Genomic DNA, 12,442 nt, shown 5'->3' with positions numbered 1-12,442 from the left:
TCACGCGGAAACCGGGGCCCAAATGCCATCACATTCAGAAACACGTATTCTAAGCTACTCGGCCGATCAGATGTATGCTCTGGTTGCGGATGTGGCCAGCTATCCTCAGTTTCTGCCTTGGACCGCTGCGGCGCGGGTCCGTAGCGTGCGGCCGCGAGATGATGGATCAGAAGTAATGGAAGCCGATTTGGTTATTAGTTTCAAGGTGTTCCGTGAGAAATTTGGTAGCCGCGTCGTGCTGCGGCCGCAAGATCGGCGGATCGAAACAGAGTATCTGGAGGGGCCGTTCCAACATATGCGCTCGAACTGGCAGTTTCGTGACGTGAAAGACGGTTGCGAGGTCAGCTTCGATGTTGATTTTGCGTTCAAGAACAGGTTGTTGCAGTCCGCTGCTGATCTCTTCTTCTATGAGGCGATGAAGCGGATCGTGCGGGCCTTTGAGCAGCGGGCGCACGCGCTCTATGGAAACACATGAGGAATGAGGTCCAAGTTATTGCGATAAATAACTTAAGACCAAATTCAAGGCGTGGTCCCGAGCTCTTTCTCGGACTGTTTTGCGGCCTAAAGGACCAAAGTCGAGCGTTTCTGTGACAGTCTGACGCCCGGTCATCGCGAGACCAAAGCAAACGCGACCTTCGGGCTTCCTTTCGGAGTCGCCGGGACCAGCGATTCCGGTAATCGAGATTGCCAGTTGGGCCGCGCTATGGGCGAGGGCGCCTTCGGCCATTTCGCGTGCGACCTGTTCGGAGACGGCCCCGTGGGTCTCTAGCGTGACTTGAGAGACATCCAGCATCTCAATTTTTGATATATTTGAATATGTTACAAAGCCACGTTCAACCACTGCGGAGGAGCCGGGGATTTCGGTCAAGGCCGCTGCGACCATACCGCCCGTGCAGCTTTCGGCGGTCACGATCATCAGACCAAGGTGTCGGGCGCGGTCGAGAATATCCTGCGTAATCAAAGCCCTAAGACCCCATGATAAAAGCCCGCGGCGAGCATGACGCAGAGTGCGGCGGCGAGGCCGGCTAGGATGTCGTCAAGCATCACGCCCAAGGCATCGTTGCGACGGTCGGCCCACCCGATGGGGCCAAGTTTGGTGATGTCAAAGAAACGGAAGGCGAGGAAAGAAAAAAGAAAGCCAGGCCAAAGGCTTAGGAGATCCGCCCCAGCATGGGAGGCGCCAATGGAGACAGGAAGGAACGCCAACCATTGACCTGCAACCTCGTCAATGACGATCTCCGATGGGTCGTGGTTCAATTTTCCCTTTGTTTCCAGCGCAGTAGCCCACCATCCTATCAAGAAGGCGAGAACGACCCCTCCTGCAAGGAACATTGGGCCGCCTACAAGATGTAGAGCGAGTGCCACAGGCAAGGCCGCCAGTGATCCCCATGTTCCCGGTGCGGGACGCAGATGGCCAATGTAGAAAAACGTGCAAATCAAGTGGGTTAGGCGCATGTCTTGACCAATGTTACAACGGCTTGGGCGGCGATGCCTTCTTCGCGACCGGTGAAGCCCAAACGTTCGGATGTGGTCGCCTTGACGGAAATTCGGTCACTGGCGACCCCGGTGATCTCGGAGAGAGTGGCCTGCATCGCGGTGGCATGTGGGGTGATCTTGGGGTGCTCACAGACAAGAGTGACGTCTATATTATTGATTTTAAAACCACATTCATCAGCCAGCGCAACGGCATGGCGCAAAAAGATGTGACTTTCTGCACCCTTCCATTGGGGGTCGCTTGGGGGGAAGTGACGGCCGATATCACCCTGTGCCAGACCACCATATATAGCGTCTGTAAGAGCATGAAGCCCCACATCGGCGTCAGAATGGCCTTGAAGCCCGCAGTCATGCGGAACCGGGACACCGCAGAGCATGCAATGGTCGCCGGGGCCGAAGCGGTGAACGTCAAATCCTGAACCGACTCTTATATCCATTTGATTTCCAAGTATTTTCTCGGCACGTGCAAAGTCGTGCGGGTGGGTGATCTTGAGGTTATCCTCATGGGCCGCGACGATAGCAACCTTGAGTCCGGCGGCGCGCGCGACAGCTACGTCGTCTGCGGCCTCCCCGTCATAGGTGCGATGCGCGGCAAGTATGGGAGCGAATTCAAAGGCTTGCGGTGTTTGCGCCCGGTAAAGGCCGGTGCGGTCGCGGGTTCCGGTCACATATCCGTCCGCACCGGTCCAGAGAGCATCGGTGATGGCGAGGGCCGGGGCCAGTCCGGGGGTTTCCGAGTGGCGCAATGTGTCCACCATGTACGTTATGTACGCGGCTTTTGTACAGCATCGCGCAACGTCGTGGATCAGCACATAGTCGGGCGGATTTGCGGCCAGCGCCTCTAACCCGTTTCGGACCGATTGCGCGCGGGTCTCGCCCCCGGTTGTGATGAAAATCCGTGGGTCCGGAGCGAGATGATGCAGATCGTCGGGATGAAGAACGACCACAATGCGGTCGATCCCCTTGGCCGCATGAAAGGCGTCGAGGGTCCAGTCAATGACGCGGCGACCCAGAAGGGGCTGCCACTGTTTGGGGCTGTCTCCGCCGGCGCGAGTGCCCCGGCCTGCGGCGACGATGAGGGCGGCGGTTGTCATGCCTCTTGATTAGGCCGGGTTTTTGCCAAGCGCAATGGCTGAGCATACGCCTAAAAATTAGGCGACGACACGATTGGCGGCTGTTATTTAGGCCACCGATCATTGTTTGAGGCCAAGTTCACAGGTAGAACTTTGGAAATGCACAAGGATTAGGCAGGGTATGCTGAAGATCGCGGACAGGCAGATTGCAACGCCGGTGTTTCTGGCCCCGATGGCGGGAATCACGGACCTGCCGTTTCGGACGGTGGTCGCGGGATTCGGCGCAGGTCTGGTGGTGAGCGAAATGGTCGCGAGTCAGGAGATGGTGCAGGCCAAACCCTCGGCACGCGGCAAGGCGGAGCTTGGGTTCGGGATCGAGAACACGTCGGTACAATTGGCGGGCTGTGACCCGCATTGGATGGCGGAGGCGGCGCGGGTTGTGGCGGATCATGGCGCGCGGATCATCGACATCAATATGGGCTGCCCGGCCAAGAAGGTTGTGAGCGCAGCTGGGGCAGGGGCCTCTGGGTCGGCGCTGATGCGGGATCTCGATCACGCGTTGCGGTTGATTGAGGCGGTGGTCGGGGCGGTCGATGTGCCGGTGACGCTCAAGACCCGTTTGGGATGGGATGAAGGCTGCTCGAATGCGGCGGAGCTGGCGAAGCGGGCAGAGGCGGCGGGTGTGGCGATGATTACGGTGCATGGGCGCACGCGGTGCCAGTTCTACCGCGGCGCGGCGGATTGGGCGATGATTTCAGATATTGCGCAGGCCGTTAACATTCCGGTCATCGCGAACGGCGATATTGTGGGAGTCGCATCGGCGTGCAGGGCCATGGCGCAATCGAATGCTGCGGGTGTGATGATTGGCCGGGGCGCGCGCGGGCGGCCTTGGCTATTGGCAGAGGTTGCGGCGGCGATGGGGCATGGGACGGCCCCAGAGGTGCCGCGCGGCGCAGTGCTGGCGGATCTGGTGGCCGGGCATTACGAGGCGATGTTGGGCTTTTACGGCCGCGATTTGGGTCTGCGCGTCGCGCGCAAGCACCTCGGCTGGTATATGGAGGCGGCGGGCAGCGACCCGGAGATGCGCCGCGCGGTGTTGACGGCGGATCAGGCCAGCGTGGTTCTGGGCCTTTTGCCCGAGGCGATGGCAGCGGAGCCTGCTGCGCAAAGCGAAGACTGCGCGTCGAGGGCGGCGGCATGAGCATCGAGGACGCGTTCTGGATCTCGTTGCCGGTCCCGGCCCTGTTGCTCGATCATCAGGATCGGATCGTCGGGATCAATCCGGCGGCGGAAGGCTTTATGATGTCGTCGTCACGGGCGCTGGCGGGACAGCCGGTCTGGGACAAGCTGGCGGTCAATGCGCCGCTGGAAGAGGCGTTTGAACGGGCGCGGGTCAATGGCGCGCCGCTCTTTGTCAATGATGTGGATGTCGGCACCGGCGAGCGCGCACCGATGCAGTGTAATTTGCAGGTTGCACCCTTGGCGGGCAGTCCGGGGCATATGATCATGCTGATCAGCCCGCGCGAGTTGGCTGGGCGCATGGTGCAGAACAGCAGCGTCAAGGCGGCGGCGAAATCCGCGATCGGCATGGCGGAAATGCTGGCGCATGAGATCAAGAACCCCCTTGCGGGGATCACCGGCGCGGCGCAGCTCTTGTCGATGACGCTGGGACCAGAGGATCTGGAACTGACCGATCTCATCGTGAGCGAGAGTCGCCGGATCGTGAGTCTGCTGGAGCGGGTCGAGCAGTTTGGCAATATAAGCGCACCCTCCATGCGCCCGGTCAATGTGCATGATGTGCTGGACCGGGCGCGGCGCTCTGCGATGCTGGGCTTTGCCGCGCATATGGCGCTGGTCGAGGATTATGACCCGTCGCTGCCGATGGCGCTCTGTGATGGGGATCAGTTGTTGCAGGTGGTGCTGAACCTCTTGAAGAACGCGGCCGAGGCGGCACGCGGGCGGCCCGGAACGATCCGGCTGCATACCTATTACGAGCAATCGCTGCGGGTGCGGCGGGGCGAGGGGGAGGGTAAGGCGCTGCCCCTTCAGATCGAGATCATCGACGATGGTCCCGGCCTGCCACCGGAGATTGCCGATCAGGTGTTTGACCCCTTTGTTTCGGGACGAGAGAACGGAACCGGATTGGGATTGGCGCTCGCGGCCAAGATCATTTCGGATCATGACGGATGGATCTCGGTCAATTCCGTGCCCGGGCGCACGGTGTTTCGCATCTCGTTGCAACGGGCAGCGGATGAACCCAAGGAGGCTTGACGATGGATGGCACGGTATTGGTCGCCGATGACGACCGCACGATCCGAACGGTTCTGACGCAGGCACTGACACGGGCGGGATGCCGGGTGCATGCCACGTCGAGCCTGACCACGCTGATGCGGTGGATTGGCGAGGGCAAGGGCGATGTGGTCATTTCGGACGTGATGATGCCCGATGGCAATGGGCTCGAGATGCTGCCCAAGATCGCACAGGACCGGCCCGGCCTGCCGGTGATCGTGATCTCGGCGCAGAATACGATCATGACGGCGATCAAGGCGGCGGAGGCAGAAGCCTATGATTATCTGCCCAAGCCGTTTGACCTGCCTGATCTGATGAAGCGCACGGCGCGGGCGCTGGAGGCGCGGGCGCGCAGGCCCATTCGCGAGCACGAGGTGGAGCGGCCCGAGGAACTGCCGCTGATCGGTCGGACGCCAGCGATGCAGGCGCTCTACCGGGTGGTGGCGCGGATCATGAACACCGATCTGCCGGTAATGATCTGTGGCGAGTCGGGCACGGGAAAATCCCTGATTGCCAAGGCGATCCACGATTTCTCGGATCGTCGGACCTTGCCCTTTGTGACCGTGACACCGTCGGATTTGCGGGAATTGGATGGTCCGTCGCGGGTGATGGCGCGGGTCAAGGGGGGCACGATCGTTCTGGACGAGGTAACAGACCTGCCGCCCGAGGCACAGGGCCGGGTGGTGCGGATGATGGATGCGCCGGGCGATCATGTGCCGCGCTTCATGGCCACGAGCCGGGTGCCGCCGGGGCAGGCGCTGGACGAGGGCACGCTGCGTGAGGATCTCTATTACCGGCTGAGCGGGGCTGTGATCGACGTGCCGAACTTGCGGGCGCGGGTCGAGGATATTCCGCTCTTGGCCGAGCATTTTCTCGGGCGCGATGAGCGCGACGGGCAACCCGCACGGCATCTGTCGGAGCAAGCGGCGGAGTTGATGCGCGCCTATAGCTGGCCGGGGAATGTGCGGCAGTTGGAGAATGCCGTGCGGCGAATCGGGCTGACGGCGGTGACCGAGGAAATCAGCCGGGCCGAGGTCGAGGCCGTGCTGGGCAATCAGCCGCGGTCTGAGCCGGTGATGCGCGAAGGGCGCGGCGAGAGCCTGACCGCCTCGGTGGCGGGACATCTGCGACGGTATTTTGATCTGCATGGCGATGCTCTGCCGCCTGCGGGGCTCTATACGCGGATATTGCGCGAGATCGAGCTTCCGTTGATCGAGATTGCGCTGGATGCGACCGCTGGCAACCAAGCGAAATGTGCGGACCTCCTGGGTATCAACCGCAATACCTTGCGCAAGAAAATCACCGATCTGGATATTAACGTGACACGCCGCCGCAAGTTGATGTAAAACTGCAACAGGACTGTTGCTAAATGGGGCACGCGTGCCCCGACGGTCCATATGTTGCGGGGAAGCACAAGCGACCCCACGAGTGATGGGGGACGTGCGTGGTAACGCAGACACGCGGGATCAGAGGCAGGCGCCTGTCGTGGGAGGGGATCAACCGCCTGCGACGGCTGCAACGGTTGCAGAACTGGGCGACCCTGAGCCTTGTGCTTTTGGGTCCGGTGCTGGCGATGGCGACCTATCTGATGATGGGCCCGCTGGATCAGGGGAGCACATCGGATGGGCTGCGGCTCGTGCTGTTGTGCGACATGGTCTATGTCTTGATGGTGGCCGGATTGGTCATGCAGCGCGTGGCGCGCATGGTGGCCGCGCGGCGCAGTCGGTCGGCGGGGTCACGGCTGCATCTGCGGCTGACGGGTGTGTTTGCGCTGATGGCGCTCTTGCCCACCATCACGGTGGCGGTGTTTGCCACCCTGTCGGTGAACATGGGGTTGGAAGCATGGTTTTCTGAGCGCGTTGGCCGGGTGGTGGACAGTTCTGTCGCAGCAGCCCAAGCCTATGAAGAGGAACATCGGCGCGATCTGGAAACCGATATTCGGGTTTTGGCGCGGGTGATCAATGCCACCAAACGCGCCGCTGTCTTTATGACCGATGGCGATATCCGTCAGGTTCTGTCCTCGGGGCAGCGCGAGATTCAGCGCGGTCTGCGCGAGGCCTTTGTGATTGATGGCACAGGGGAAATTCGGGCACGGGGCGAGCGATCCTATTTGTTCGACTTTGAAAAGCCGACTGAGGCGCAGATCAACGAGGCCTATGCGCAAGGCGTGGTGGTGATCCGCGATTGGGAGAATGACGAGTTTCGGGCCTTGATGCCGCTCGATGCCGTGCCGGACCGGTTGCTCTATGTGAGCCGGACGGTCGATGGCGCGATTCTGAACCTGTTGGATGAAACCAAGGAAACGGCGGCCTTTTACAAGCAGCGCGAGAGCGAGCGGGGGCGTGTTCTGTTTGAGTTCGGGCTGCTTTATCTCGGGTTTGCCGTGATCCTGATCCTGGCCGCCATCTGGCTTGGGATGTGGTTTGCCGAACGGTTGTCGCAGCCGGTGGGCCGGTTGACCTCGGCGGCACAACGGGTGGGCGAGGGGGATCTTGACACCCAGGTGCGCGAGGAGGAGGGCGACGATGAGATCGCGCAGTTGAGCACCTACTTCAACCAGATGACACGGCAGTTGAAGGGGCAGCGTGAGGCGCTCTTGACCAACACGCAGCAGATCGAGCGGCGGAGGCGGCTGTTTGACTCTGTGCTGGGGTCGGTTTCATCCGGGGTTGTCGGGCTGGATGCGCAGGGCCGCGTCACCTTTGTGAACCGCGCCGCCGAACGGCTGCTCGATTGGGGGGAGGATCAGCAATCCGTGGCCCTGAGTGCAGCGGTGCCGGAATTTGCGGCGCTGTTTGATCGGTTGCGCACGGTGCCCGGCGGATTTGTGCAGGAAGAGATCAAAGTCGCGCGCGGCGACCGGCAGGAGAACCTGCTGGTGCGCATGTCAACGCGGATCAGCGAAGAGGGCCGTCGCGAGGGCTATGTGGTGGCGTTCGACGATGTGACCGATCTGGTGGCGGCGCAGCGTATGGCCGCCTGGGGAGATGTGGCGCGGCGGATTGCGCATGAAATCAAGAATCCGCTGACGCCCATTCAATTGAGTGCAGAGCGGATCAAGCGCAAGTTCGCCAAACAGTTGCCGCCGGACGAGGCCGCGAGTCTTGAGCAATTGACGGATGTGGTGGTACGGCAGACCAATGATCTGCGCCGTATCGTGGATGAGTTTTCGAAATTCGCGCGCATGCCGGAGCCTGTGACACAGCAGGAAAGCCTGACGCAGGTCTTGCGCGAGGTGGTTCTCTTGCAAGAGAGCGGGCAACCGGAGGTGCGCTTTGACGTGGCGCTGGAGACCGGGCCATTGCGGGCCGATATTGACGCGTCGATGATCGGGCAGGCGCTGACCAATCTGGTCAAGAATGCCGGCGAGGCGATTGAAAGCCTGCAAGAAAAGGGTGCGCCTGTGGGACATCGGCCAATGATCCGCATCAAGAGCGGGGTCGAGGATGGCAACGCCGTGATCCGCATTTCGGACAATGGGATCGGATTGCCGCAGGATCGCGCGCGGCTCTTTGAGCCTTATGTGACGACGCGGGATAAGGGCACCGGACTGGGCCTGCCCATCGTGAAGAAAATCATCGAAGAGCATGGCGGGACGCTTGTGCTTGAGGATGCAGAGCCGTTTGAAGCGGGGGCACATGCCGGGGCGATGGCCGTGGTGCGGCTTCCGCTGGTGGCGGAAGAGCTTGTAGAGGCCAATCTGGCTGTTTGAGGGACCGATGAGTGATATTCTGATTGTCGATGACGAACGCGATATCCGGGAGCTGATTTCGGATATTCTGGAGGACGAGGGCTATAGCACCCGTCGGGCGGGCAATTCCGACGAGGCAATGGCGGCGATTGCGGCGGAGCAACCCGGTTTGCTGATCCTCGATATCTGGCTGAAGGACAGCCATATGGACGGGATCGACATTCTCAAGGCGGTCAAGCGTGATTATCCCGATGTGCCGGTGGTGATCATCTCTGGCCATGGCAATATCGAAATCGCGGTCGCGGCGATCAAGCAGGGGGCCTATGACTTTATCGAAAAGCCGTTCAACATCGACCAGTTGATGGTGGTGATCCGGCGCGGCATGGAAACCAGCCGGTTGCGGCGGGAGAATCAGGCCTTGAAGCGGCGGGAAACCGCACCGTCCGAGATGCTGGGCGAGGCCCCTGCGTTTCGCACGCTGATGGGGCAGTTGGACAAGGTCACGAAATCCAATGGGCGGGTGATGCTGTCAGGCCCCGCCGGGTCGGGCAAGGAATTGGCGGCGCGCTACATCCATGCCAATTCGGCGCGCGCCTCGGCCCCGTTTGTCACGGTTGGCTGCGCCTCGATTGCCTCGGATCGGATGGAAGAGGTGCTCTTTGGCCGCGAGAATGAAGAGGGCGGCGTGGTTCCGGGGCTGTTGGAAGAGGCCAACGGCGGGGTGATCTATTTTGACGAGGTCGCCGATATGCCGATGGGCACGCAGTCCAAGATCCTGCGGGTGCTGGTGGATCAGACCTTTTTGCGAGTGGGCGGCAGTGACAAGGTACAGGTCGATTTGCGGGTGATTTCTTCGACCAGCCGGGATCTGGAGGCGGAGATTGCCGCAGAGCGGTTTCGGCGCGAGCTCTATCACCGGCTGAATGTGGTGCCGATTGCGGTGCCGAGTCTGGAGGACCGGCGTGAGGATGTTCCGGCGCTGGCCGAGCATTTCATCGCGATGTTCCACAAGACCCAAGGGTTGACGCTGCGCGTGCTGAGCGAGGAGGCGGCGGCGCTGCTGCAGACGATGCGCTGGCCGGGCAATGTGCGGCAGTTGCGCAATGTGATCGAGCGAGTTCTGATTCTGGGCGAAGGCACGGGGCCGATTGTGGCGCGCGAGTTGCCAAGCGAGAGCGCCGGGGCGGTGGAAGAGGGCCGGGTGGTGCTGTCGGGGGCCGTTGCCACAATGGCGCTGCGCGAAGCGCGCGAGGCGTTTGAGCGCGAGTATCTGCTGACCCAGATCAACCGCTTTGGCGGCAATATCAGCCGGACGGCGGAATTCGTGGGCATGGAGCGCAGCGCCCTGCACCGCAAGCTGAAATCCCTTGGGATCGTGACCGGGGTAAAGGGAACGGGACGCGGCGATGAGGAGGAGGATGCGCAGGCATTTGGGTAGAATGTTCTGACCGCTAAGCCGTGTTTGGAATATTGTTCGGATTGTGTGACCGGGCCGGGATGTTGAGCGCCGCTTGACAGGCTGTCCGGGCCAAGCTCCTTATTTGCTCAAGATTAAGTGAAAGCCCGGTCTGATGCTTGTCGTTACTCTGGCACAAGCCTAGGTTCTGCGACAGGACAGCAAGGGGATACATCATGTTTGACATGTTCAGGAAATTGGGGTTGGCGGCGGCACTTGCGGTCGCACCTTTGACCGCCGTTGCACAGTTGGGGCCGCTCACGGACCCCGACGCCGTGGCACAAGCGCAGGCCACGCAAGAGGTGATCGTGCTGGATATCCGCACAGGCGCGGATTACGAGGCGGGCCACATTCCCGGAGCGCTTCCGGCGCCATACGGTCTCTTTCGGGGACCGGCGGAAAACCCCGGCGAGTTGGTCGCCGAGGCGGCCATGACAGACGTCTTGCGCAATCTTGGCGTGACCGAGGGCAGCCAGATTGTCGTGGTGCATCAAGGCAGCGATCAGACCGATTTCGGGGCTGCGGCGCGGGTCTATTGGACGTTGAAATCAAGCGGCATTCAGGATTTGGCAATCCTCAACGGGGGGATGAACGCCTGGCAACAGGCGGGCAAGCCGGTTGAAAAGGGTGCAGCCAAGACGATCACACCGAGCACGATCACGGTCACATATGACCCGACCTGGACGGCGACCCGCGAGGATGTGAAAGCCATTGTGGATGGCAAGGACAGTGCCGAGTTGATCGACGCACGGCCCGAAGCCTTTTGGAAGGGCGAAACCAAACATGCGGCAGCGGCCAAGCCCGGCACACTGCCGCAGTCGCGGTATTTCACCCATGATCGTTGGTTCGGTCAGGATGAGCCCGCGTTGATCAAGCCGGACCTGATCCGGGAATTGGCCGCACAGAACGGGTTTGAGGCGGGTGACCGGCTGGTGTCGTTTTGCAACACCGGGCATTGGGCCGCGACCAACTGGTTCGCGCTGAGCGAAGTGGCTGGTATCGAGGGCGTGCGGATGTATCCGGAGTCGATGGTCGGTTGGTCGAACTCTGGCTATGAAATGGCCAATGTGCCGGGACTGTTCCAGAATCTGCTGAACAAGATCACCGGCAAGTACTGACAGGAGGTCCGAACATGAGCCAAACCGCCTCTGCGTCCGCTCCGGGGATTCCATCCAGCCCCGGCACCCTGTCGCGTGCCGGGATGCTGGTGGCTGTGGGGGCGGTGGTTCTGGCGGTGGCCCTGCTGGCGGGGCCGCGCTTTGGTCTCTTGTTGCTGATCGGTCTCGGCTTTGGCCTGACGCTGGAGGGGTTCCGCTTTGGCTTTACCGGGCCGTGGCGGCGGATGATCCTCGAGCGGGACGCCTCGGGCCTTGTGGCGCAGCTCATCTGCATTGCCATTGTGGCCAGCGTCGCCTTTCCGCTCTTGGCGGCGAATGGCGCAGAGTTGAAGGGCGCGCATGCGCCTATCGGGCTGGCGATGATCGGCGGTGCATTTGTTTTCGGCGCAGCGATGCAGATCGTGATGGGTTGTGGATCCGGCACGCTGGTCAATGCCGGAAGCGGCAATGCCATTGGCGCCGTGGCGCTGCCATTCTTTGCGATTGGCAGTTTTGGGGGTGCCTACCACCTGACCTGGTGGACCAATCTTGGCAGTATGCCGGTGGTGGTGCTCAGCGGTGGGCAGGGGTTGGCACTCACGTTGATCGGGTTGGCGGCGGTGGCTGGTCTGGCGCTCCTGCTGGGCAAGCCCGGCTCGTATCGTCTGCCTGCACGCTATTGGGGCGCGATTCTGGCGCTGGCGGGATTGGCGATCGTGCATCTGGTGGTGGCCGGTCAGCCCTGGGGCGTGGTCTATGGTCTGGGCCTCTGGGTGGCCAAGGTGGCTGTGGCTGTGGGGGGCGATCTGTCGGGATCGGCGTTCTGGTCGGCACCGGGCAATCAGGCACAGGTGGCCGCAAGTGTGCTGACGGATGTGACCTCGCTCACCGATTTCGGGTTGATCGGGGGGGCGGCGTTGATGGCATGGTGGCGGGCCGGTCTGGCCTCGCCGGTGGGCCTTCTGCCTGCACGCGCCTGGGGTGCGGTGATCATCGCGGGGCTGGTGCTGGGCTATAGCTCAAGACTGGCGTTCGGCTGCAATATCGGGGCGTTCTTCAGCGGCATCGGCACCGGGTCCGCGCATGGCTGGGTGTGGTTTGTCGCGGCCTTTGCCGGGTCTTGGGTTGGCATCCGGCTGCGGCCCTCTCTGGGATTGGAGACGCGCAAATGATCCGGGCGCATGTAACAACGGCGGTATTGGTTCTTGTGGCGGGGTTCATTGCCTTTGACGCTGGGGCGTCAGACCCGCTCAATCCCTATGGCGCTGTGCCGATGCTGGCGCTTGGATCAGGGATGGCTGCGGCGGGGGCGCATTGCGCTGCCCCGCCACCAAAGTAATCG

12 protein-coding genes are annotated in these 12,442 nt (G+C 61.8%); 9 read left to right on the top strand and 3 right to left on the bottom strand.

What is annotated here, in order from left to right; genetic code table 11:
• Nucleotides 1–22 precede the first annotated feature (22 nt).
• Nucleotides 23–475: a type II toxin-antitoxin system RatA family toxin gene (locus ROS217_RS16375; RefSeq protein ID WP_040650675.1), complete on the top strand. Its 453-nt coding sequence runs from the start codon at nucleotides 23–25 to the stop codon at nucleotides 473–475.
• Between the two features lie 15 nt (nucleotides 476–490).
• Here the strand turns inward: ROS217_RS16375 and ROS217_RS16370 are convergent, their stop codons facing one another.
• From ROS217_RS16370 to ROS217_RS16360, 3 genes are read right to left on the bottom strand one after another with little or no spacing between them, the layout of a single operon-like run.
• Nucleotides 491–961 carry a CinA family protein gene (locus ROS217_RS16370; protein WP_009818906.1) on the bottom strand — a complete coding sequence of 157 codons (471 nt, stop codon included), beginning with the start codon at nucleotides 959–961 and terminating at the stop codon, nucleotides 491–493.
• Nucleotides 958–1,455, bottom strand: coding sequence for a phosphatidylglycerophosphatase A family protein (locus ROS217_RS16365; RefSeq protein WP_040650674.1), 498 nt, complete (start codon nucleotides 1,453–1,455; stop codon nucleotides 958–960). The genes ROS217_RS16370 and ROS217_RS16365 overlap by 4 nt, the downstream gene beginning before the upstream one ends.
• Complete coding sequence (locus ROS217_RS16360; protein ID WP_009818904.1) at nucleotides 1,446–2,588, bottom strand: bifunctional 2-C-methyl-D-erythritol 4-phosphate cytidylyltransferase/2-C-methyl-D-erythritol 2,4-cyclodiphosphate synthase; 1,143 nt, start codon at nucleotides 2,586–2,588, stop codon at nucleotides 1,446–1,448. The genes ROS217_RS16365 and ROS217_RS16360 overlap by 10 nt, the downstream gene beginning before the upstream one ends.
• Before the next feature lie 160 nt (nucleotides 2,589–2,748).
• Between ROS217_RS16360 and dusB the strand changes: the two genes are divergently transcribed.
• From dusB to ROS217_RS24415, 8 genes are all read left to right on the top strand, one after another.
• On the top strand, nucleotides 2,749–3,768 hold the full coding sequence (gene dusB / locus ROS217_RS16355; RefSeq protein WP_009818903.1) for a tRNA dihydrouridine synthase DusB: 1,020 nt from the start codon (nucleotides 2,749–2,751) through the stop codon (nucleotides 3,766–3,768).
• On the top strand, nucleotides 3,765–4,838 hold the full coding sequence (locus ROS217_RS16350) for a two-component system sensor histidine kinase NtrB (RefSeq protein WP_009818902.1): 1,074 nt from the start codon (nucleotides 3,765–3,767) through the stop codon (nucleotides 4,836–4,838). Before dusB ends, ROS217_RS16350 begins: the two co-directional genes overlap by 4 nt.
• A gap of 2 nt (nucleotides 4,839–4,840) precedes the next feature.
• A complete protein-coding gene (locus ROS217_RS16345; protein ID WP_009818901.1) occupies nucleotides 4,841–6,202 on the top strand; it encodes a response regulator in 1,362 nt (453 codons plus the stop codon).
• Between the two features lie 98 nt (nucleotides 6,203–6,300).
• Nucleotides 6,301–8,568, top strand: coding sequence for a sensor histidine kinase NtrY-like (locus tag ROS217_RS16340; RefSeq protein WP_009818900.1), 2,268 nt, complete (start codon nucleotides 6,301–6,303; stop codon nucleotides 8,566–8,568).
• 7 nt (nucleotides 8,569–8,575) lie between these two features.
• The gene (ntrX, locus tag ROS217_RS16335; protein ID WP_009818899.1) at nucleotides 8,576–9,985 is read left to right on the top strand and encodes a nitrogen assimilation response regulator NtrX; all 1,410 of its coding nucleotides are present in this window, start codon (nucleotides 8,576–8,578) and stop codon (nucleotides 9,983–9,985) included.
• A gap of 194 nt (nucleotides 9,986–10,179) precedes the next feature.
• Nucleotides 10,180–11,121 carry a sulfurtransferase gene (locus tag ROS217_RS16330; protein WP_009818898.1) on the top strand — a complete coding sequence of 314 codons (942 nt, stop codon included), beginning with the start codon at nucleotides 10,180–10,182 and terminating at the stop codon, nucleotides 11,119–11,121.
• Between the two features lie 14 nt (nucleotides 11,122–11,135).
• A complete protein-coding gene (locus ROS217_RS16325) occupies nucleotides 11,136–12,272 on the top strand; it encodes a YeeE/YedE family protein (RefSeq protein ID WP_040650672.1) in 1,137 nt (378 codons plus the stop codon).
• Nucleotides 12,269–12,439 carry a hypothetical protein gene (locus ROS217_RS24415; RefSeq protein WP_009818896.1) on the top strand — a complete coding sequence of 57 codons (171 nt, stop codon included), beginning with the start codon at nucleotides 12,269–12,271 and terminating at the stop codon, nucleotides 12,437–12,439. Before ROS217_RS16325 ends, ROS217_RS24415 begins: the two co-directional genes overlap by 4 nt.
• Nucleotides 12,440–12,442: the final 3 nt, after the last annotated feature.

It is taken from the genome of Roseovarius sp. 217 (assembly GCF_000152845.1).
In the GTDB taxonomy this organism is placed as follows: Bacteria; Pseudomonadota; Alphaproteobacteria; order Rhodobacterales; family Rhodobacteraceae; genus Roseovarius.
This window is presented reverse-complemented; position numbering and strand designations above follow the sequence as displayed.

Excerpts from the sequence above, each read along its gene's own strand:
- ROS217_RS24415 (WP_009818896.1), top strand. The coding sequence starts at position 12,269 with ATGATCCGGGCGCATGTAACAACGGCGGTATTGGTTCTTGTGGCGGGG.
- dusB (WP_009818903.1), top strand. The coding sequence starts at position 2,749 with ATGCTGAAGATCGCGGACAGGCAGATTGCAACGCCGGTGTTTCTGGCC.
- ROS217_RS16360 (WP_009818904.1), bottom strand. The coding sequence starts at position 2,588 with ATGACAACCGCCGCCCTCATCGTCGCCGCAGGCCGGGGCACTCGCGCC.
- ROS217_RS16345 (WP_009818901.1), top strand. The coding sequence starts at position 4,841 with ATGGATGGCACGGTATTGGTCGCCGATGACGACCGCACGATCCGAACG.
- ROS217_RS16375 (WP_040650675.1), top strand. The coding sequence starts at position 23 with ATGCCATCACATTCAGAAACACGTATTCTAAGCTACTCGGCCGATCAG.
- ROS217_RS16350 (WP_009818902.1), top strand. The coding sequence starts at position 3,765 with ATGAGCATCGAGGACGCGTTCTGGATCTCGTTGCCGGTCCCGGCCCTG.
- ROS217_RS16325 (WP_040650672.1), top strand. The coding sequence starts at position 11,136 with ATGAGCCAAACCGCCTCTGCGTCCGCTCCGGGGATTCCATCCAGCCCC.
- ROS217_RS16365 (WP_040650674.1), bottom strand. The coding sequence starts at position 1,455 with ATGCGCCTAACCCACTTGATTTGCACGTTTTTCTACATTGGCCATCTG.
- ntrX (WP_009818899.1), top strand. The coding sequence starts at position 8,576 with ATGAGTGATATTCTGATTGTCGATGACGAACGCGATATCCGGGAGCTG.
- ROS217_RS16330 (WP_009818898.1), top strand. The coding sequence starts at position 10,180 with ATGTTTGACATGTTCAGGAAATTGGGGTTGGCGGCGGCACTTGCGGTC.